We start from the raw sequence: 19,562 nt of genomic DNA on the forward strand, positions 1-19,562 counted from the left end.
ATTATGGCAAATAAAAATAAGAAAAAACATTGGGGAATGGTGATTGACCTGACCCGCTGTGTGGGATGTCAGACCTGTGCGGTTGCTTGTAAGATAAAAAACAATTTGGCGGATGGTTTGTGGTGGAACAGGGTAATCACAGTGGGCGGCAACCACATTGATACCGCGGGGGGTACATACACTCACCCCATGCGCTATTCCATCCCGTTGAATTGTCAGAATTGCGAAAACCCGATATGTGTTGATGTTTGCCCGACAGGAGCTTCTTATCAGAGAGAAGAAGACAATCTTGTTCTGATCGATTACGACAAGTGTATTGGATGTCGGGCTTGCGTTGAAGCATGTCCGTATGGTGTACGTCTGCCAAACCTTAAAGAGCCCCAATATGAGCATTACGATGTTCAACTCGGTTCGGATGAGGTCACGCCAAGATATCAGGGTGTAGTGGAAAAATGTACGTTTTGTGTGGAACGTATCGATCAGGGATTGAATCCTTTCTGCATTGATGTTTGTCCGGAACGTGCACGTTATTTTGGCGATTTAAACGATGAGGACAGTGATGTTTCGAAACTCATCCGCGAGAATCCGGTTGAAACACTTCATCCGGAATTGGGAACGAAACCGAGCGTTTACTTCATTCCGCCAAACAAGAAAAAAACAACGCGTACAGGATTGGATTACATAAAATGAATTGTGTACCGGATTGAACGATCGATCAATTGTTCTCATTCAAATTTTTTGATTGATCCTCGAAGAGAGCGTATGGTATATCTTCACGATTTACCATACGTATCTTTCGATTATAATATCGGTCATCCTTTTAGTCCTCTTATACAAGTGAATGATCCTTATAAAATAGAAATCAAATTCTGGATTTCATACAACGGGAAATCGCTTCTCGGCAAAGGAAGGATGCAGCTGCTTCGACAAATCGATCGATATGGCTCGCTTCGACAAGCAGCCGAAGAACTCAATCTTTCTTATCGAAAAGCATATTACATGATCTATTCGATGAACAAAACTGCCGAACAACCAATAGTGGAAATGAAACGGGGCGGAAAAAACGGAGGTTTGTCAGAATTGACACCTTACGGGAAATGGTTAATTCTGGAATTTGATAAAATTGAAAAACAATTAGATCAATTTATTCATTCCATCAACTTGACAACAGAATAATATTTTTTTACTTTTCGTTATTCATATCAGGAATAACGAATCACAACAACGAAATAATGAGGAGAGCAAATTTAACTTTACTGTTTACTTGTTTAATCTTGCGTGTCTTAAACGCAGAAGAGATAGATACAACTAAAATCTCGAATACCTTTCAACTGGGTGAAATCATTGTACTTGCACCGAGAACAAACAATACAGTCAGCCAAACTCTGAATCTGCAAATGAACAATATAAATGTGAGTGAAGCTTTGAGATCTGTTCCGTCGGTGATTTTCGCCAACATGGGAGGGCGCTTCGAGCCAACAATTATCGTTCGGGGATTCGATATCAGAGGTATTCCCGTTTTCGTGGATGGTATTCCGCTGCAAATGCCTTACGACGGAGATATCGATTTGGGGCAACTCTCCACGTTCGATTATTCTCAAGTCTCGCTTACGAAAGGAATCGCACCGATGTCGCTCGGGCCCAACACCATCGGAGGAAGCATCAACCTTGTAAGTTTTCAACCTACCGACAAAGTGGATGTGCAAGCTATAACCGGATGGGGGAGCGGCAACACTTACGAATATGGGATAAATGCCGGAAGCAGAGGGGAAAAGTTCTTTGTGCAGGGGAGTTATTACGAACGCCACACCGACTATTTTATGCTATCGCATAGCTACCAACCTACAACCTATCAGTCTGACAGAAAGAGGGATAATTCTTATTCGGATTTCCGGAAAGTAAATCTGAAAATCGGATACATTGCTGCACCGGATCAGGAGTTCACCCTCAACTATCAATATCAGAACAATGCAAAAGGAAATCCGCCATACAGTGGTATCGATGACAAGCAATCGACCCGATTTTGGCAATGGCCCGTATGGGAAAGACAAAGTTTGTATTTCATTTCGAAAAACAAAATAAACGCAAACAACGATATCAAGACAAGTATTTACACAGACAAATTTTACAATGTGATGAAAAGCTACGACGACCAATCGTACACCACGCAGAGTAAGAAATATGCCTTTACAAGCATATACAATGATCGAAATTTAGGTGGAAATGTGATTCTGTCAAATACGTCCGTAACAAACAATCAACTGAATTTTTCGGTTCAGATCAATCGAAACGAACACAAATCGCACAACGAAGGGAATCCGCAGCTGACCAACAGCGATTTTGTGTGGAGTGCGGGATTGGACGATCGGTATTTGATAAACGAAAAATGGTCATTGACCGGAGGATTGTCTTATGCTCGACAAAAAAGTCTGAAAGAAGAAGATCAAGTTACAGATGAAGGAATTACCGAATTTCCCCAAAATTCGCATCAGGCAGTGAACGCGCAACTATCGGCCAACTGGATAGCTACCCAACAATTTTCGATGTCGGCTTACGTAGCTCGAAAAACTCGGTTTGCCACGCTCAAAGAACGCTATTCGTACAAGATGGGACAAGGACTCCCGAACCCCGATCTGCAACCCGAGAAAGCCACACATATCGATATTTCGCTCCAATACGGAGTGTCAAAAAACTTGTCGTTCAACAGTTCAATGTACTATATTCGTCTGCACGATGTCATTCAATCCGTAGATGGCATAGAGGGAAATCTGACTCAGATACAAAATGCCGGAGAAGCCCGCTTCAGTGGATTTGATGTGAGTTTGCACTATTTGATTCTGAAAAATTTGGATTTAACAACCTCCTACTCTTTTATCATTCAAAAAAACAAGACAAATCCTGAATTGCGATTCACGGATGTTCCCAAACACAAAGCATGGAGCAATCTGTCGTACCAACCGACAAATTGGGCAAAAGTAAGCCTTACTCACGAATACTATTCCCGCCGATACAGCCGTTCCTACGGCATCACGGCCGACGAATTTCATCTGTTCAATCTGCAGGGTTCACTTTCTTGGAAACAATTCACTCTTTATACAGGGATAAAAAACCTTTTCGACACAAACTATGCTTATGCCGAAGGGTATCCCGAAGCAGGAAGAAATTATTTTACGAAACTTGTATTCGAACTAAATTAAAAACGCTATTCCATACGCAAACAAATGCCAACAAAAACAACTCTGAATGAACAATGGATCAAAGCATCCATCATCGGTTCGATGTGGGCTTCGGTTGAGATCGTGTGGGGCAGTTTTCTGCATAACCTCAGGGTGCCACTCAGCGGACACATCCTGACCGCCATTGGATTGATCATTCTTATATCGGCAAGCTACCGATGGAAAGAAAAGGGTTTGTTTTGGCGTGCAGGCATTATCTGTGCCTTGCTGAAAACAATGTCGCCAAGTGCAGTGATTTTTGGACCAATGATTGCCATCTTGTGCGAAGCATTGTTGCTCGAGGCATCAGTCAGATTGTTAGGGAAAAACCGAATTGGACTGATAATCGGTGCCATTCTGGCTATGTCGTGGAATTTGGTGCAAGCTATCTTCAGCAAAATAATCGCTTACGGATACAATCTGGTAAAACTTTACGAAAGCATCATGTTGTATGCCCAAAAACAATTACACACCGACATTGATCTGGTTTGGGCTCCTATCGTTTTGTTGCTGGTCGTGTATGTTTTGTTGGGTTTAGGTACTGCCATTGCCGGTATCTTCATCGGGCAACGCCTCGAATCGTCCGATTTGAAACCACAGATGTTTGCAGAAAAAAACAATAACAATCTTCCATTCGCAGCCAAATATTCTCAATTTCCTTTCGCGACCGCATGGTTGATTTTCGACATATTGGCAATCGTTGCCGTACTTACAACAGCCAATTTTATACCCCTCGAATTTTGGTTTGGTTTGAGCATTGCCATCGTTGCAAGCTGGATAATGCATTATAAATCAGCTTTGCGCCGACTGGCGCAACCCCGTTTGTGGATTTCGTTTTTCATCATCACGGTGATTGCAGCCGTATCCTTTTCGCGGTTTCAAGGCAATATATCGCTATGGGAAGGAGCACTGATAGGACTCGAAATGAATGTACGGGCAATAGTAGTCGTTATCGGTTTTTCAGTTATTGGGACTGAACTCTATAGCCCGAAAGTCAAAAAAATATTCCAACGAGAATCTCTCGTTTCTCTTTATACAGCGCTCGACTTGTCCGTTGAAAGCTTACCGAATATGATCACTTTGGTACCTAACTTGAAAAAGATTTTTAGTAATCCCATCGACATTGTTCGTAATTTTTTGTCGTATGCCGAGTACAGAATGCATGAAATAGAAGCTCGACAACACCAACTTGCATCCATAGCAATCGTGACAGGGGAAAAAGGAAGCGGCAAAACCCGTTTTATGAGCGAAACTGCAACTGAACTGAAAAAACGAGGCTTTGATGTAGGGGGTGTTTATACAAGAAAAATTATCGATAACGGGGAGATTACAGCCTATAGTGCCGTAAATATATCAAACTGCGAAGAACGGTCTTTTTTGAAAAAAAACAGTGAAGATTTGGGATTGAGAATCGGTGCCTTTTCCATTGACCCTGAAGGATTAGAGTTTGGGCGAAAAGCTATTGCACATGCTTCACAGGCAAACTTATTGATGATTGACGAGATAGGAAAATTAGAACTCGATGGAGGTGGTTGGTACGACGAATTAAGGTCACTTCCGCTCGAAAAGGAGCTGTTTATTATATTGTCCGTACGCCTTGAATTTTTATATGACGTCATCCATAAATGGAATCTGTATCCTTCGGTGATTTACAACGTATCCGAATCCAAACCCGAAAAATTGATAAGCGAGATTGAGTCTTATTTTGAATATGAAAAGTAAAATTGCCCGTTTTTGAACTGTAATCGGTTGATCCACTCTAACTGGACATCACGACTCTGATCGAAATAAAAAATTTTATCGGCAATATGTAAATATTGATCTACCTCTTTTGGGGGTCCCCAAGTAGGTATTCGCATCATCATCACGAAAATTCCGGGAACAATCACATCGCGTAGTCCGCGACTTTCGCACACCAATGGTTGTCCATGATCGTATTTCGCGCGAAACTCTTCAAAAGCCCGTTGTAGATATCCTTCAGTTGCACGAACATACACCACTTTATGCGCTCCGGATTGAAGCATCAGGGAAGTATCTTTTGAAGAATCATCATCCGCCTCTTCCATAATGGAATATCCGGAAAATTCGCTTTCACTTCGATGATTGCCATGCATTTCCTTCTCGGCAGGATGAATGCGCGTAAGTTTGAAAGCAGTTACCTCAAAATCGGAGGAGAACTTTCGAATTACATCGCAAGCTAAAGTGGTTTTGCCGGAATGTCGTGAATTGCCGCCAACAAGAAACAGATTAGGAACAGAAAGCATTTGATGAATTGTTTTTTAAAGTTTTTTATCTTCTATATATTGGAGGGCAAACTTATAATCATCGAGAGTATTTATATTGAAAAACAAATGACGATCATAAAACGTACTCCTATTGTCAATTTCTACAGCAGCATAGCCTAATCGATCAACGGCATCGTGCATCTTGTAGCAGCCCTTTTCTATCAATTCGGCAAAGGTTTCCGCACAACTTTTTCGATAAATTGCACAAAGAGGTTCAATTCTATTTCCGTCATGCACCGGCAGGGCACATGAAGAGTTCCCGATATGTTGCAATAATAAAACAAACAAAGCTGATGGAACAAATGGCGTATCGCACGACAAAAAAACATTAAATTCCGTTACAGATTGCCGAAGGCATGAATAGATTCCACCCATTGGGCCGATATCGCGAAATACATCTTTCACGACAGGATGCGAAAATTGAGCGTACGCAGAATCATTGGCACTGATCATTGTTTGCTCGGCGACTTCATCAAGCGTTTCGAGAGCATGCAGCACCAAAGGTTTTCGATCGAGTAACAGCATACCCTTATCGGTGCCCATTCGTGAGCTCTTACCCCCTGTCAAAATAAAACCACTGATATCCTTTCTATTCATAATAATGTTCTATTATTTCGATAAACTCCGAAATACTGCAAAAATACGTGATAATTTTGAATCGTGCACAGCCAATTTGATTTAATGATTTAACGACAGGGGAATGATGAGGGGAAACTTTTCCTCTCGGACGTCGATATAAATGTCATAATGAAAGCTTGCCGACAGAATAAATTTCCCGGTAAAAATCAATCAGAATAGAATTTTACTTATTTTTGCTGCCGAAAATCAATCTAAATACTTTTATCAAAAAACTCATGCCTCAGTCCAATGCTAACACTGTCGATTTCCAAAACCTGGAAATCGCTTTCGCCAATCAATCAAACTCCGACCTGCGACAAACTCACCAACTCTTCAGAGTGATGAACAATGCCGCTCTTGTGAAGACAGGTAAATATCTCGTCAATTTCGCTTTTGCTCTTCATCTTCCGGTGAAAAAGATTATCGAGAACACGATCTACCGGCATTTCGTAGGAGGAACGTCCATCGAAGATTGCGCCCAAACCATTCGAAAACTGGCTCAACGAAACGTAGGTACTATTCTCGATTATGCACTCGAGGGCGAAGAAGACGATGCTATATTCGATGCCACCACCAACGAAGTAATACGTACGATTGAGTATGCTCACATCCATCGGGAGGTTCCTTTCAGCGCATTCAAAATCACCGGAATCGGACGTTTCCATTTATTGGAGAAAGTAAGCGAGGGTAACAAATTGACGTCCGACGAGAAATCGGAATTTCAACGTATCATAGACCGAGTGGACGCTATATTCAAACGCGGGTTCGAATTGAATGTTCCTATTCTGATTGATGCCGAAGAGACCTGGATTCAACCTGTACTTGATAATTTGGTGATAGAAATGATGCGTAAATACAACAAAGAAAAAGCTATCGTGCAAAACACCTACCAAATGTATCGAACGGATTCGATTGAGCGGTTGATGCATCACCACAAAATAGCACTTGATGAAGGGTTTAAATTCGGGCTGAAAATCGTTCGGGGAGCATATATGGAAAAAGAAAGAGCACGTGCCGCCGCAATGGGCTACCCCTCGCCCATCCAACCGGACAAAGCCTCCACAGATCGGGATTTCAATAAAATTATTCACTACTTTGTGGAAAATGTCGATACAATCGACTTTATGGTGGCCACACATAACGAAGAAAGCACTCAACTCCTCGCATCTCTCATCGACTCGAAAGGACTCGAGAGAAACCATCCTTCCATCTATTTTTCACAACTCTACGGGATGAGCGATAATCTCACCTACAATCTGGCGGCAAATGGCTTCAACGTCGTGAAATATGTCCCCTATGGCGAAGTGAAAACAATGATGCCATACCTGTTTAGGAGGGCCGAAGAAAATTCGTCGGTGAAAGGACAAACGAGTCGTGAACTGAAACTAATCGAACAAGAGATTCGACGACGCAAACAGAATAAAAACAAATAAGGATGGAGTATCGGGATAGTTGCTCGGCTATTTTTTCTTCATACTTTATCGAGATGCTTGGCGGGCAGCGGCAGACCTAAGAGATGCCGTTTTGATCTTCGCAATCGGGATCATCATTGTGTTTCCCTTTTTCATTCCCCTCAATGTAGCCGCAGGGGATGCAATTTTTTGATGACGGGCGCTTGTATTGCCATTTTTTTTGTATATTTGTAAGTTATTATAATTTGTACCGTTGCGTTATCTATTGCAATTGATTATGCAAATATACGTCGCACTATCGACATAAAAAATATTTGGATGCATTATCGACGTATTTAATATTGTTTAAATATATGGGGAATAAAACAAATTATTCCGATTGGGAACAAACAACTATTAATGAGCGCATTAAGTACATTGTTGATCATTTTTTTAAGGGCAATACAACGCAGATGGCGAAAGCTGTTTTTGTAAAACAATCTACTCTTAGGGATATTGTTGGTGAGCGAAATAGCACTCCGTCTTTCGATACAATAAAGCAAATTGTCGATTCTGCGTCCCTTAATATTAATCCGGAATGGCTCCTTACAGGGAAGGGTGAAATATTAAAATCTGACAATTCTGTAAAAATATTTGTCCCCGAAGATCTACCCAAGCAGGTTGGCAGGTTGTACCGTGCCCCAATTTATGAATCATATCCGGTAAGCGCAGGACTTCACGGATTGGCTGCAATCAGAGACGATAAGCCCGACGGATACGCATACACCACCATGCCGGGAGTTACTTTCTTTCCGGTTATCGGATGCAGTTTCGAGCCGATTATCTATGCCGGCGAATATATAGGGGTGGTTAAGCTGAATTCATGGGATAGAGTGGATACCGAGAAGATCTATTTCATCATCACCAAAGAAGAGAGGATGCTCAAAAGATTAAAGGTCGACAAAGACAGGGAAGACATATTGTGGTGTGTGTCTCCGAATTTTAGCGAGTTCAGCATTTTAAAATCGGATATCATTGAAATTAATCATGTATTCTTTTATGGTAAAATGATTTAAAAGCATTGATGAGTAAACAATAATAAAATATTACATTATTTAAATCTACAAAATATGACATTACTTAAATCTACAACTTACATCATCTTAAGCGTTGTCATCTTGGCAGCAGCTTGGTTGTTCTTTGGCTGGATAATTCCATTTATAATGAACCTTAGTTGGTTTTGGCTTTTTATTATTTTTAGTATAGGTGTAGGCTTATTAATCCCCCTGATTGGCATCCTTCCGGGTTTACTTGCATTGTTAGTTTCAAAACTAAGATCCGGGAATATCGTCGAAACTATTTTAGTCGTATTAATCGCACTTTATTTTTTAATATCGTCTGTAGCTACACCTTGGATTCAGGGAGCATCAGCCAATTTTAAATGGACAGTAACAGCCTTAGCTCATAATTTTATGGTAATAGGCGTTTATTGGGGAGTTACGCTTTCCCTACTTCTAAAAAAGATGAGTAACGGCTGATTATTTTAAAAAAGTAAACTTATTTAAAAAGTAAACTTATTATGTTTAATTTATTCAAAAAGAAAAGATTGCCGGAAGGAACTAATACTGTTTCCGCCTTTACGGATGATGAATTTCATAAGTTATACAGTTTAAAGTATTCTGCTTTTATTGATTATATAATTAAAGGTGGAGTTAATCGCGAAGCATATATGCAGCGGGTTTCTGGTTTTATATGTGAATATTTCCCGGAACCTATATCTGATATAGAAGGGATATTTAGATGGATAGAGTCAGCTTCAAAAGATGGAGTTATCTTTAACGTTGATAATAAAACTGAATATGTTAGGGGGAAAACAAAAGAGATTTTTGCGAATTTATTATCACGAATGAAACAATCAAAGTATCTATTTAATGACCCTGTTGTCACGAATGAAATCGAAGAGGCTGTTTTTATGTGCATATCATTCGAAGTCTTTTTTAATCACATGACTTCAATAAAGTAAATCATATGCTGCTCGTTGAATCAATAAAGCGGTATGCCGGCAGGCTCAAAACCGACAAGGCATTGCTAAGCTATCTCGACACTGAAGACTTGGTTGCCAAGTATGATCCTGGCGTGACGGTGGATGACGTTACGGATGAATGGCTTTCTGGGTTTAAAGGGTATGCAGGGGGAAGGCATGTAAGGAACGTGAGGAAGGTGCTGAATCAGCGAATGTAATCCAGAACCTTCCTGTTCGCCTGATCAACTTTTTTCAGATTAAAGTTCACGTACACTGATGTCACTCTCGATCCATACTCATGGCCCAGCGCTTCGGAGATAATATCCCTCGTGATGTCTATACCTGCGGCTATCGATGCCCAGGTGTGTCGTGCATGATAAGTTGTCAGGTCCTGGCAGATAATCCCTGCGTCGTCCCTCATCATCTTCAACGCATAGTTTATACCCCTTTTAAAACCGTCGTAGTTTTTATACATCCTCAAGAAGGATACGAGCAGTTCGTCATCTGGATATCTGTCGATGATCGCTTGTGCTTCCGGTTCAATCTTGACAGAATAATGCTTGCCGGTCTTCATCCTGGTATATTCCAACCGTCCGTTCTTGACGCTTGTTTTTTTTGCGTGTAGGAGATCAGTCAGATTAATGCCGATAAGGTAGAAGGATAATATGAAACAATCGCTGAACGGCTTCCATTTGCCCTGATAGTCTCTCACACGTCTCAAGTCCTCAACGGATAGATCCCGGTGCTTGGTTTTTTCTTTGAGTATTTTGAATTTCCTGAAAGGGTAGTTCCGGGTATATTCTCTGTCGATTGCGAAGTTGATCACTGCCCGTATGTTTCTCATGTGGATTGCTTTCGTATTTACGGCCAGATCCAGTGAATCGTAAAATCGCTGCAACCATGTTACCGTGATATCATCCAGGAGTGGATCATCCGTAATTTTTCTCATGGTCTCATCGTACAATCGCTTCGTATTCCCGTGTTTCGTATCGATAAATTCCCGGAAGACGCTTCGTAAAGTGTGTGTAGGTAATACGTCCTTGCTCAGATATGAACGGAGCTGAGCATCTGTTAGCGATAGTAGGACTCCATCCAATTCGAGAGACAACAGGATCTTGTCTATTTGCATCTTTTTGTTATTGATTGCCGCATCTTCGCCCTACTGTTCGCACCCTTAGTGATTTGCCTTCCTTTCCATTCAGATGCCAGACAGGAGATCCCGGTATTAATCATGAACCTTGATCGATGAGTTATCATAATTTTAATTGGATATTCACCGTTATCTTTACGTCTTCTTTTATCTAAATACAATATTGAACTTGCCATATAGTTATTTATTTGACACAATATTTGACACACAAATTTGCATATAAAAACGGCAAATAACGGTAAAAACCCGATATGTTATTCAACATACGGAACATAAAAAAGGCCCATGCATTACCGCAAGAGCCTTATTTTCAATTGTCGGGATGACTGGATTCGAACCAGCGACCACACGCCCCCCAGACGCGTACTCTAAACCGGACTGAGCTACATCCCGAAAATGAGAGTGCAAATGTATCGCTTTATTTTTATTTCGACAAATTTTTGCCATTTTTTTGCCCGTAAACGTAATTTAGGACTTTCGCATGCCGAAGATTGAATTTTTATTTATTAATTTGCAAGGATAAACATTTCTTTTTTTAGTATTACATTTTAATCGAATGACATTTTCAGCAAAACAAATCGCCGATTTTCTTCACGGAGAAATCGAAGGTAATCCCGAAGTAGTAGTAGAAACGTTCGCAAAAATAGAAGAAGGTAAACCCGGCTCAATTACCTTTTTAGCCAATCCCAAATACACGCCTTATATTTACGAGACTAAGGCCGACATAGTGCTTGTAAACAAGGATTTTGTGCCTGAGAAACCCATCAAGGCAACTTTGATAAAAGTTCCGGATTCTTATGCCGCTTTGGCATTATTACTCGAAATGGCCAATAAAAACACTCCTGAAAAAACAGGAATTGCCTCAAACTGTTCAATAGATCCGTCGGCCAAAATTGGAGAGAAAGCATACATCGGCGCTTTTGCGGTGATCGAAGAAAAAGTTGTGATCGGAAACAATTGCAAGATATACCCTCAGGTTTATGTAGGTGATAATGTTACCATTGGCGACAATACCATCTTATATCCCGGTGTGAAAATTTATAGGGATTGTGTCATTGGCAGCAACTGCATTATTCACTCAGGTGCCGTGATTGGAGCAGACGGATTTGGATTCAGTCGCGAGAAGGAAGGATATCGCAAAATTCCACAAACAGGCAATGTGATTATCGAAGATAACGTTGAAATTGGAGCAAATACAACTATCGATCGGGCAGTTATGGGGTCAACCATCATTCATCGCGGTGTAAAACTGGATAATCTGATTCAAATTGCGCACAATTGTGAAATCGGGCAAAATACGGCAATGGCAGCTCAAGTGGGTATTGCCGGCTCTACCAAAGTTGGCGAAAACTGTGTATTTGGAGGACAAGTGGGATTGGGTGGACATATTACCATTGGAAATAACGTACAAATCGGAGCACAATCAGGAATCATTAGCAACATAAAGGACGGCTCCGAAATCATTGGTTCTCCTGCGATGCCGGTCAAGAGCTTTTTCCGATCGAGTCTGATTATTCCCAAATTGCCCGACATGTATCGACAATTAAACGCTTTGGAAAAAGAAATTGAGTCGTTGAAAAAGCAACTCAAAAATCAAGAATAACTCTCATTTTCTTTTTATTTGCCATCATCAGTAAGGATCTCAACAAAATTAACCAATTTTGTTGTATCTTTGCGCGAAATTTAATTCGCATTCATTAAATTACGAACGATAGTGAAACAGAGAACGCTTAAAAACAGTTTCAGCTTGCAAGGGCAAGGACTTCACACAGGATTAAACATAAAAATTACTTTCAACCCGGCGCCCGTCGATCATGGTTATAAAATTCGCCGCACCGATTTAGAAAATCAACCTTTAATCAATGCGCTTGCCGATAATGTAGTAGGCACGCAGCGAGGAACCGTTATCGGGTGTGGCAACGCAACCGTCAGCACGGTTGAGCATGGCCTTTCGGCACTTTATGCTCTCGGCATCGACAACTGCCTGATAGAAGTAAATGCTTCGGAGTTTCCGATATTAGACGGTAGTTCTATCGAATACGTAACTGCAATAAAAAACGCCGGTATCGTTGAACAAGAAAAAGATAAGGATTTTTACATCGTTCGCAAAAAAATGGTAGTCTCGGATCCGGAAACCGGATCAAAAATTATTCTTTTGCCTGACGATAGTTTTTGCATCAACTCGTTTATTGAGTTCGAATCGAAATATATTCCCAACCAATCTGCATCTATCGAAAACATGGCCGACTACGAAAAAGATATCGCACCGGCCCGCACATTCGTGTTCGTGCGCGAAATCCAGCAACTTCACAAAGCAGGTTTAATAAAGGGTGGAAATCTGGATAATGCCATCGTGATTTATGAACGTGAATTACCACAGCACGAACTCGATGAATTGGCTGATCTGCTCAAAGTTGATCGGCACAATGCCAAGGAATTGGGCTATCTCAACCATCGGGCACTTTTATTTCCCAATGAACCTGCCCGTCATAAAATTCTCGATATTATCGGCGATATGTCCCTGATAGGGAAACCCTTTCGAGGAAGAATCATTGCCACCAAACCGGGACACGGCATCAACAACAAAGCTGCACGCGCAATTAGAAAGGATATTCGTCTGAACGAAGTGCAGCCCCCTATATACGATCCCTGCATCGAACCTGTTTTGGATATCAATCGGATCAGGGAAATCATGCCCCATCGATATCCCTTTTTGTTGGTTGATAAAATCGTCGAAAAAACAAATCGCTACATTGTCGGCATCAAAAATGTGACTACAAATGAACCATTCTTTGTTGGCCATTTTCCTCAAGAACCCGTTATGCCGGGTGTTCTTCAGATAGAAGCTATGGCCCAGGTGGGAGGGTTATTCGTCCTGTCAGACCTAGAGGAGGCCGAGCGTTATTCGACTTATTTTTTGAAAATAGACAATGTGAAATTCAGACACAAAGTGGTTCCCGGCGACACATTGATTATTCGTGTTGAGCTGACAAGCGAACTTCGAAGAGGTATTGCAACTATGCGAGGAATTGTCTTCATTGGCGACAAAGTTGTTTCTGAAGCCGATTTTACTGCGCAAATAATTAAGAACAAATAACCGAATTTGTTATTACCCTTATGAACAGCATTTCACCCTTAGCCTATGTACATCCCGAAGCCAAAATCGGCGATCGAGTTGTAATCGATCCGTTTGCTTACGTTGATCGAAACGTTGAAATCGGGGATGGCACGCATCTTATGACACATTCGACGATACTTTATGGCGCACGCATCGGCGAAAATTGCAAAATTTTCCCTCATGCAACTATTGCTGCTATTCCTCAGGATCTAAAGTTTCATGGCGAAGAAACGGTTGCCATTATCGGAAACAATACGACTATACGCGAATGTGCAACTGTCAACAGAGGTACCGCTTCGAAAGGTTTTACCAAAGTAGGCGATGATTGTTTGATCATGGCCTACAGCCATGTTGCACACGATTGCATTCTCAAGGATCATATAATTATTGGCAACGCGACACAGCTTGCAGGTGAAATAGAAGTGGACGATTATGCAACTATCAGTGGAGGTGCACTTATTCATCAATTTACGAGAATTGGTGCTCATGTCATGATTCAAGGAGGATCGAAAATCCCCAAAGATATCCCCCCCTATATTATGGTAGGACGAGAACCAATCACTTATGTCGGATTAAACGTCGTTGGATTGCGTCGAAGAGGATTCACGAGCGATCAAATCAATGCCATACAGGAAATCTATCGCACCATTTACCTCTCCGGCCTTAATGTTTCGCAGGCATTGGATCGCATCGAAAGCGAAATGCCTGTTTCCTACGAAAGAGATCATATTCTCAACTTCGTGCGCAACTCGTCGCGTGGGATTGTTCGTGGTAATTTAGACTAATCCAAATTTTATGGCCAACATTGTTTTTCCTGCCGAATGGCATCATCAAAGTGGCATACAGCTCACCTGGCCGCACGCAAACACCGACTGGTACAACATGCTTGAAGAAGTTACGCAATGCTTTGTGTCAATTGGAAAAGAAATCTTGAAGCACGAAAAATTGCTAATCGTTTGTCCCGAAGAAGACGAAGTTATCAAATATTTTACCAAAGAAGAGCAAAAACGAATCATCGTTGCGGAGCTCAAAAGCAATGATACTTGGGCTCGTGATCATGGCGCAATCTCAGTTTTTATCGATAACAAACCTACTTTACTCGACTTCAAGTTCAACGGGTGGGGTCTTAAATATCCGGCCGATCTCGATAATCAAATTACGCGACTATTATACGATTTGGATGTTTTCAGACCTGAAGTGGGCTATATAAGTCATTTAAATTTTATCCTCGAAGGGGGCTCCATAGAGTCGGACGGAAAAGGGACAATACTTACTACTTCCGAGTGCCTTACTTCTCCCAATCGGAATCAACCTTTGAGTTTGGACGACTTGGAACAGACTCTGACAAAATGGCTGGGAGCTCGTCGTGTACTGTTTCTCGATCATGGATATCTGGCCGGCGACGATACCGATCACCATATCGACACCCTCGCACGATTCTGCAACGAACAGACAATAGCGTATGTAAAATGCGAAGACAAAAACGACGAACATTATGATGAATTGAAAGCAATGGAGATAGAGCTTAAAAATTTCACGACAGTCGAAAATAAGCCCTATCATTTGATTCCGTTGCCAATGGCTGATGCCATGTATGATGACGGGTTCAGATTACCGGCAACTTATGCTAATTTTTTGATCATCAACGATGCCGTACTAATGCCCTGTTATCAATCGCCCAAAGACGAAATTGCCAAAAAGCAGTTGCAAAAAGCTTTCCCTGATCGTGAAATCGTGGGTATCGACTGCCGTGTTCTAATCAAACAACATGGCTCACTCCATTGTGTAACCATGCAGTTTCCTCAAGGATTTTTGTAATACATCCGACAAACGTACACCTAACTTCTTTTCATGCCAACAATATGAAAACGGGAATCATTCAACAATCCAATACAGCAAATATTGAAGACAATATATCACGTTTGCAGTCGAAAATCCGCTTATTAGCCGATGAAGGGGCCGAGCTTGTGATATTGCAGGAACTTCACAACGGATTGTATTTCTGTCAAACAGAAGATGTTGCTGTTTTCGATCAAGCCGAAACAATTCCCGGACCGTCATCCGGAATTTTCGGAAAGCTCGCCCGAGAAACCGGATTGGTGATTGTACTTTCGCTTTTCGAAAAAAGAGCTGCGGGATTATATCACAACACAGCTGTCGTCATCGAAAAAGATGGCAGCATTGCAGGGATATATCGCAAAATGCACATACCCGATGATCCTGCGTATTACGAAAAATTCTATTTTACACCCGGGGATTTGGGATTCCATCCGATACAAACCTCAGTCGGCAAACTCGGCGTTTTGGTATGCTGGGATCAGTGGTATCCCGAAGCTGCTCGCCTGATGGCGTTGGCCGGTGCCGATGTTCTTATTTATCCTACTGCCATTGGGTGGGAATCGATGGATACAGAAGACGAAAAACAACGCCAACTGGATGCATGGATAACCGTACAACGAGGTCATGCCGTGGCAAACGGTATCCCTGTGATAGCAGTCAATAGAACAGGATTTGAAGCTGACCCTTCGAAACAAACGAAGGGTATTACCTTTTGGGGCAATAGTTTTGCATGCGGACCACAAGGCGAAATACTCTATCAGGCACCTTTCGATCAGGAAATCACTCAAATTATCGATATCGATATCCGGCGGACCGAGAATGTCCGCCGCTGGTGGCCATTTATGCGTGATCGACGTATCGATGCCTACGACGAAATTACCAAACGCTTCAGAGACTAATATAAACAAATACCTATATATTAGAAGCTTATAGTCCCGTAAAATTCCTAATACCGCACTTCTTACACTTGGCAATCCTCCAATATCATTTTTCTAAAAGTTAAAAATCTGCGTTACATCGTTTTTTTTGTAAAAAAAAAGTAACTTGCAATCATTTTAGCATAATATTTGTATTTCTACAATTTAAGAGATTAAGAATTGAGTAAAAAACGTTAGTCTGTCATTTCACATGCGGAAACTAACAGAGTTTTTTGTCTCACAAAATTTTGGAAAATGAATGCTCCCAATTTAGATTTAGTGGAAGAAACCAAAGTGGCTTTCGATGTGGAAGCCATCAACGAAATTATTGATAATATATATCATTATCTCAGTAAACATAAAGAATATCTGAATGGCCTGAACGTTTTTCCTGTACCCGACGGTGATACGGGATTAAACATGGTGCTTACAATGCAGGGAGCTATTGCTCATATACAGAAAAGCGAAGAAACTTATATTCATTCCGGTGAATATCTTGAAGACTTTGCAGAACAAATGCTTCTCAATAGCCGAGGGTGTTCGGGGGTGATTCTTTCGTTGTTTACACAAGGATTTACACAAATAACGGCTAACAACGATTTTTCTAAAGAGAACATCTATCGGGCAATCGAAAACGGATATCAAAATGCTTATAACGGTACGGAAAATCCCCGGGAAGGCACGATGTTGACATTGATGAGAGCTTTGAAGGAAAAGTATGCCGAACTGATGCCTCTGTATGATAATCCGTTAACCATTATCCAGCAATCTATCCCTTATTTGAAAGAAGTGCTGAATCAGACTCCCGAAATGCTCCCCGTACTCAAACAAGCAGGAGTAGTTGATTCGGGTGGTGCCGGTTTTGTTGTATTGCTGGAAGGGATTAACAAAGAATTGAGTCAATATGTTGATAATGGCATTCCGTTGCATAACCTATTGAAAACAGCCCATGCCATTCAAAAATTGCTCAAGAAACGTCTGAAAAAAGCGCATAAAGATCAAACAGCCTTATCAATTCTGAATTTGGATTTTTCACGAATTCGGAATAGCAGACTCGCTGAAGCATTTCAAAATGCAAAGGTTGCTCTAAGCAATTTTCATCTCAATCACAACGGCAACGGAAAAACAATAAGTAGAGAAAAAATAATCGGAGATCTTCAGGAGATTGACAATTCATGGAATCCCGAAATAAAGGACAAATTCTGTACCGAATTTGTTCTCGAAACTGATCAAATAAAGAATAAAGATAAATTAAAAGAAAAAATCGGACATTATGGCGACAGCCTGATCATTGTCAACAGCAACAACAAATACAAAGTTCACATCCACACCAACAAGCCAAATGATGTTTTCGAAGAGGTGTCACGCTACGGAACACTACTTTTTACAAAAGTGGACGATATGAAAAAGCAGCATAAAAACTTTCTAAGCGACGATGTTGTGGATTACGAAAGAGATAAAAGCATCTTTTGTATTGTATCCGGTAAAGGATTTGCCGATATTCTGAAAAATTTGGGGGCCGACGATATACTTTGTTACGGCAAAAACAAACCATCTGTAAATCAATTAGTAAAAGGGCTCAATAATTTAAAGGCGAAAAACGTAATTGCAGCTTCTGACGACAGTGATATCCTGATGGCATTAAAATATGCCGCTTCGCTTTGCAAGGCAAATGTACATATCGTAGAATCTGATAACCCGATTTCGCTTATCAGCATTATGATGAGTATTTCGAAGGATTATGATATTCAGACTACCTTCGAAACAGCGATGAACAATCTCGAAAACATTCGATTTTGCGGTATCGCTCAATCATCACGTGATGTACTTGCCGAAGACGGAACACAGGTGCACAAAGGCGATTTTTTTGCCGTTTACAAAAAGAAAATTGTGCTGTCGAATCCGAGTAAAAATCAACTTTTGACAAATGTCATCGAAAAAATTGTTTCCAATAATAATAATTTGGTAACTCTATACAAAGGTGCAAACATCAAGAACGACGAACAGTTGATAAAACTATTGAAGGATAAATTTCCGTCACTTGATTTTGAAGAATATTACGGAGGACAACTCAATTACTTGTACTACATAACTTTTGAATAAAACGTGAATAAAATGAGCAGGAAAATTTTTATCATTGTAGGCGACAATTTAGGTTTGTCGAGACAACAAATCAACTACGATGCCCTCGAAATTGTGAAATTTCCCGTTTTTGTAGGCGAAACCGAATATCGCCAAAGCGAAGAATACTCCGCAAGTTGGTTGATATCGAAATATGAAAACGAGAAAGTTGTTGCAAAATCATCCACACTGATTCATAACGAAATAGCAGAAATTGTTGAAAGGAATAGGGCAAATTACGATCTGTTTATTCATGTTGTAATGAGCAGCGGATTGTCTGCAGCCTCATTCAGAGTTGCCGAGAATGTGAAAAAGCAATTCGAAAATATTGTTCCCATAATCAATGTAGATACAAAACAAGCAATCAATGGTGTGGGTAATATTGTACTGGGAATCATCGATTTAATCAAGACACAACCCGATCTGAGTATCGAAGAGCTTGAAAAAGCTTGCCAACAAATTGTGGAAAACACTTTCAGCTGGTTTGTATTTTCAGATCTCGAATATCTTTATCGCGGTGGTCGTATTGGCAAAGCTCAATCACTGATGGGCAGCGTGCTTCACATCATCCCATTGTTGGGGTTAATGGGCGACGAAAAAGAAGGTATCGTACTTGCTCAAGGCAAAGCCAGAACTTTCAGGCAGATTAACGACATGATAATCAATCAGATTAAAGCCAAAATGCAGGAAAAATCGGTTACGACTATCAAACGGGCCATTACTCTGCAAGGATATGGAGATAAAAACAAAGAAGCCATTGCCGAATTTATGGAAAAAATAAAAACCCTTCCCTGCAGCGAAATCATTCATGGCGAAGGAGGTTTGGTGGATGCCGTTTATTGCGGGCCGGGCGCTTATGGAATATCCATTCTTTTGTAATACGGT

The 19,562-nt window shown here is 40.9% G+C and carries 20 protein-coding genes and 1 tRNA gene; 16 read left to right on the top strand and 5 right to left on the bottom strand.

Translation table 11 applies throughout. From position 1 onward, the window contains the following. The first annotated feature begins 3 nt into the window (after window positions 1-3). From EJN84_RS09840 to EJN84_RS09855, 4 genes are all read left to right on the top strand, one after another. Window positions 4-690 (top strand): 4Fe-4S dicluster domain-containing protein, encoded by a 687-nt coding sequence (locus tag EJN84_RS09840; RefSeq protein ID WP_129595262.1) that lies wholly within the window; start codon window positions 4-6, stop codon window positions 688-690. Window positions 691-762: 72 nt separating this feature from the next. Further along, on the top strand, window positions 763-1,176 hold the full coding sequence (locus EJN84_RS09845) for a winged helix-turn-helix domain-containing protein (protein ID WP_129595263.1): 414 nt from the start codon (window positions 763-765) through the stop codon (window positions 1,174-1,176). 56 nt (window positions 1,177-1,232) lie between these two features. Further along, complete coding sequence (locus tag EJN84_RS09850; protein WP_129595264.1) at window positions 1,233-3,197, top strand: TonB-dependent receptor plug domain-containing protein; 1,965 nt, start codon at window positions 1,233-1,235, stop codon at window positions 3,195-3,197. Between the two features lie 24 nt (window positions 3,198-3,221). Next, complete coding sequence (locus EJN84_RS09855; protein WP_129595265.1) at window positions 3,222-4,937, top strand: nucleoside-triphosphatase; 1,716 nt, start codon at window positions 3,222-3,224, stop codon at window positions 4,935-4,937. On the opposite strand, the gene EJN84_RS09860 is transcribed toward EJN84_RS09855, so the two are convergent. Next, entirely contained in the window at window positions 4,916-5,479 is a 564-nt protein-coding gene (locus EJN84_RS09860) for a hypothetical protein (protein WP_129595266.1), read from the bottom strand. The genes EJN84_RS09855 and EJN84_RS09860 overlap by 22 nt on opposite strands. A 15-nt stretch (window positions 5,480-5,494) precedes the next feature. After that, complete coding sequence (gene mobA / locus EJN84_RS09865; RefSeq protein WP_129595267.1) at window positions 5,495-6,097, bottom strand: molybdenum cofactor guanylyltransferase; 603 nt, start codon at window positions 6,095-6,097, stop codon at window positions 5,495-5,497. Window positions 6,098-6,354: 257 nt separating this feature from the next. On the opposite strand from mobA, the gene EJN84_RS09870 reads away from it, so the two are divergent. From EJN84_RS09870 to EJN84_RS09890, 5 genes are all read left to right on the top strand, one after another. Continuing rightward, a complete protein-coding gene (locus EJN84_RS09870) occupies window positions 6,355-7,551 on the top strand; it encodes a proline dehydrogenase family protein (RefSeq protein ID WP_101488065.1) in 1,197 nt (398 codons plus the stop codon). Between the two features lie 332 nt (window positions 7,552-7,883). Next, window positions 7,884-8,585: an XRE family transcriptional regulator gene (locus EJN84_RS09875; RefSeq protein ID WP_129595268.1), complete on the top strand. Its 702-nt coding sequence runs from the start codon at window positions 7,884-7,886 to the stop codon at window positions 8,583-8,585. 54 nt (window positions 8,586-8,639) lie between these two features. Next, window positions 8,640-9,047: a hypothetical protein gene (locus EJN84_RS09880; RefSeq protein WP_129595269.1), complete on the top strand. Its 408-nt coding sequence runs from the start codon at window positions 8,640-8,642 to the stop codon at window positions 9,045-9,047. Between the two features lie 41 nt (window positions 9,048-9,088). Next, window positions 9,089-9,532 (top strand): hypothetical protein, encoded by a 444-nt coding sequence (locus EJN84_RS09885; RefSeq protein ID WP_129595270.1) that lies wholly within the window; start codon window positions 9,089-9,091, stop codon window positions 9,530-9,532. Between the two features lie 5 nt (window positions 9,533-9,537). Further along, the gene (locus EJN84_RS09890) at window positions 9,538-9,750 is read left to right on the top strand and encodes a hypothetical protein (protein ID WP_129595271.1); all 213 of its coding nucleotides are present in this window, start codon (window positions 9,538-9,540) and stop codon (window positions 9,748-9,750) included. On the opposite strand, the gene EJN84_RS09895 is transcribed toward EJN84_RS09890, so the two are convergent. The 3 genes from EJN84_RS09895 to EJN84_RS09900 all read right to left on the bottom strand — a co-directional run bounded on the left by EJN84_RS09895 (window position 9,738) and on the right by EJN84_RS09900 (window position 11,075). Beyond that, complete coding sequence (locus tag EJN84_RS09895) at window positions 9,738-10,661, bottom strand: tyrosine-type recombinase/integrase (protein WP_129595272.1); 924 nt, start codon at window positions 10,659-10,661, stop codon at window positions 9,738-9,740. The two genes, EJN84_RS09890 and EJN84_RS09895, sit on opposite strands and share 13 nt — an antisense overlap. After that, window positions 10,652-10,858 carry a hypothetical protein gene (locus EJN84_RS12560; RefSeq protein WP_165004248.1) on the bottom strand — a complete coding sequence of 69 codons (207 nt, stop codon included), beginning with the start codon at window positions 10,856-10,858 and terminating at the stop codon, window positions 10,652-10,654. Before EJN84_RS12560 ends, EJN84_RS09895 begins: the two co-directional genes overlap by 10 nt. Before the next feature lie 141 nt (window positions 10,859-10,999). Then, a tRNA-Pro gene (locus EJN84_RS09900) sits at window positions 11,000-11,075 on the bottom strand. Window positions 11,076-11,238: 163 nt separating this feature from the next. Between EJN84_RS09900 and lpxD the strand changes: the two genes are divergently transcribed. The 7 genes from lpxD (at window position 11,239) to EJN84_RS09935 (ending at window position 19,556) form a co-directional block, all read left to right on the top strand. Next, a complete protein-coding gene (gene lpxD, locus EJN84_RS09905; protein ID WP_129595273.1) occupies window positions 11,239-12,285 on the top strand; it encodes a UDP-3-O-(3-hydroxymyristoyl)glucosamine N-acyltransferase in 1,047 nt (348 codons plus the stop codon). 108 nt (window positions 12,286-12,393) lie between these two features. Next, a complete protein-coding gene (locus EJN84_RS09910) occupies window positions 12,394-13,779 on the top strand; it encodes a bifunctional UDP-3-O-[3-hydroxymyristoyl] N-acetylglucosamine deacetylase/3-hydroxyacyl-ACP dehydratase (RefSeq protein ID WP_129595274.1) in 1,386 nt (461 codons plus the stop codon). A gap of 20 nt (window positions 13,780-13,799) precedes the next feature. After that, complete coding sequence (gene lpxA, locus EJN84_RS09915; RefSeq protein WP_129595275.1) at window positions 13,800-14,585, top strand: acyl-ACP--UDP-N-acetylglucosamine O-acyltransferase; 786 nt, start codon at window positions 13,800-13,802, stop codon at window positions 14,583-14,585. Window positions 14,586-14,595: 10 nt separating this feature from the next. Beyond that, window positions 14,596-15,618, top strand: coding sequence for an agmatine deiminase family protein (locus EJN84_RS09920; RefSeq protein WP_129595276.1), 1,023 nt, complete (start codon window positions 14,596-14,598; stop codon window positions 15,616-15,618). A 44-nt stretch (window positions 15,619-15,662) separates the two neighbouring features. Further along, window positions 15,663-16,538 (top strand): carbon-nitrogen hydrolase, encoded by an 876-nt coding sequence (locus EJN84_RS09925; protein ID WP_129595277.1) that lies wholly within the window; start codon window positions 15,663-15,665, stop codon window positions 16,536-16,538. A 273-nt stretch (window positions 16,539-16,811) separates the two neighbouring features. Further along, window positions 16,812-18,659 (top strand): DAK2 domain-containing protein, encoded by a 1,848-nt coding sequence (locus tag EJN84_RS09930; protein ID WP_129595278.1) that lies wholly within the window; start codon window positions 16,812-16,814, stop codon window positions 18,657-18,659. Between the two features lie 12 nt (window positions 18,660-18,671). Then, complete coding sequence (locus EJN84_RS09935) at window positions 18,672-19,556, top strand: DegV family protein (RefSeq protein WP_129595279.1); 885 nt, start codon at window positions 18,672-18,674, stop codon at window positions 19,554-19,556. Window positions 19,557-19,562 lie beyond the last annotated feature (6 nt).

The sequence above is a fragment of the Seramator thermalis genome, from assembly GCF_004138125.1.
Lineage (GTDB): Bacteria > Bacteroidota > Bacteroidia > Bacteroidales > Dysgonomonadaceae > Seramator > Seramator thermalis.

Coding starts and splice junctions, on each gene's coding strand:
- EJN84_RS09935 (WP_129595279.1), top strand. CDS start 18,672: ATGAGCAGGAAAATTTTTATCATTGTAGGCGACAATTTAGGTTTGTCG.
- EJN84_RS12560 (WP_165004248.1), bottom strand. CDS start 10,858: ATGGCAAGTTCAATATTGTATTTAGATAAAAGAAGACGTAAAGATAAC.
- EJN84_RS09895 (WP_129595272.1), bottom strand. CDS start 10,661: ATGCAAATAGACAAGATCCTGTTGTCTCTCGAATTGGATGGAGTCCTA.
- EJN84_RS09850 (WP_129595264.1), top strand. CDS start 1,233: ATGAGGAGAGCAAATTTAACTTTACTGTTTACTTGTTTAATCTTGCGT.
- EJN84_RS09930 (WP_129595278.1), top strand. CDS start 16,812: ATGAATGCTCCCAATTTAGATTTAGTGGAAGAAACCAAAGTGGCTTTC.
- EJN84_RS09875 (WP_129595268.1), top strand. CDS start 7,884: ATGGGGAATAAAACAAATTATTCCGATTGGGAACAAACAACTATTAAT.
- EJN84_RS09870 (WP_101488065.1), top strand. CDS start 6,355: ATGCCTCAGTCCAATGCTAACACTGTCGATTTCCAAAACCTGGAAATC.
- mobA (WP_129595267.1), bottom strand. CDS start 6,097: ATGAATAGAAAGGATATCAGTGGTTTTATTTTGACAGGGGGTAAGAGC.
- lpxA (WP_129595275.1), top strand. CDS start 13,800: ATGAACAGCATTTCACCCTTAGCCTATGTACATCCCGAAGCCAAAATC.
- EJN84_RS09840 (WP_129595262.1), top strand. CDS start 4: ATGGCAAATAAAAATAAGAAAAAACATTGGGGAATGGTGATTGACCTG.
- EJN84_RS09920 (WP_129595276.1), top strand. CDS start 14,596: ATGGCCAACATTGTTTTTCCTGCCGAATGGCATCATCAAAGTGGCATA.
- EJN84_RS09925 (WP_129595277.1), top strand. CDS start 15,663: ATGAAAACGGGAATCATTCAACAATCCAATACAGCAAATATTGAAGAC.
- lpxD (WP_129595273.1), top strand. CDS start 11,239: ATGACATTTTCAGCAAAACAAATCGCCGATTTTCTTCACGGAGAAATC.
- EJN84_RS09890 (WP_129595271.1), top strand. CDS start 9,538: ATGCTGCTCGTTGAATCAATAAAGCGGTATGCCGGCAGGCTCAAAACC.
- EJN84_RS09880 (WP_129595269.1), top strand. CDS start 8,640: ATGACATTACTTAAATCTACAACTTACATCATCTTAAGCGTTGTCATC.
- EJN84_RS09885 (WP_129595270.1), top strand. CDS start 9,089: ATGTTTAATTTATTCAAAAAGAAAAGATTGCCGGAAGGAACTAATACT.
- EJN84_RS09860 (WP_129595266.1), bottom strand. CDS start 5,479: ATGCTTTCTGTTCCTAATCTGTTTCTTGTTGGCGGCAATTCACGACAT.
- EJN84_RS09855 (WP_129595265.1), top strand. CDS start 3,222: ATGCCAACAAAAACAACTCTGAATGAACAATGGATCAAAGCATCCATC.
- EJN84_RS09845 (WP_129595263.1), top strand. CDS start 763: ATGGTATATCTTCACGATTTACCATACGTATCTTTCGATTATAATATC.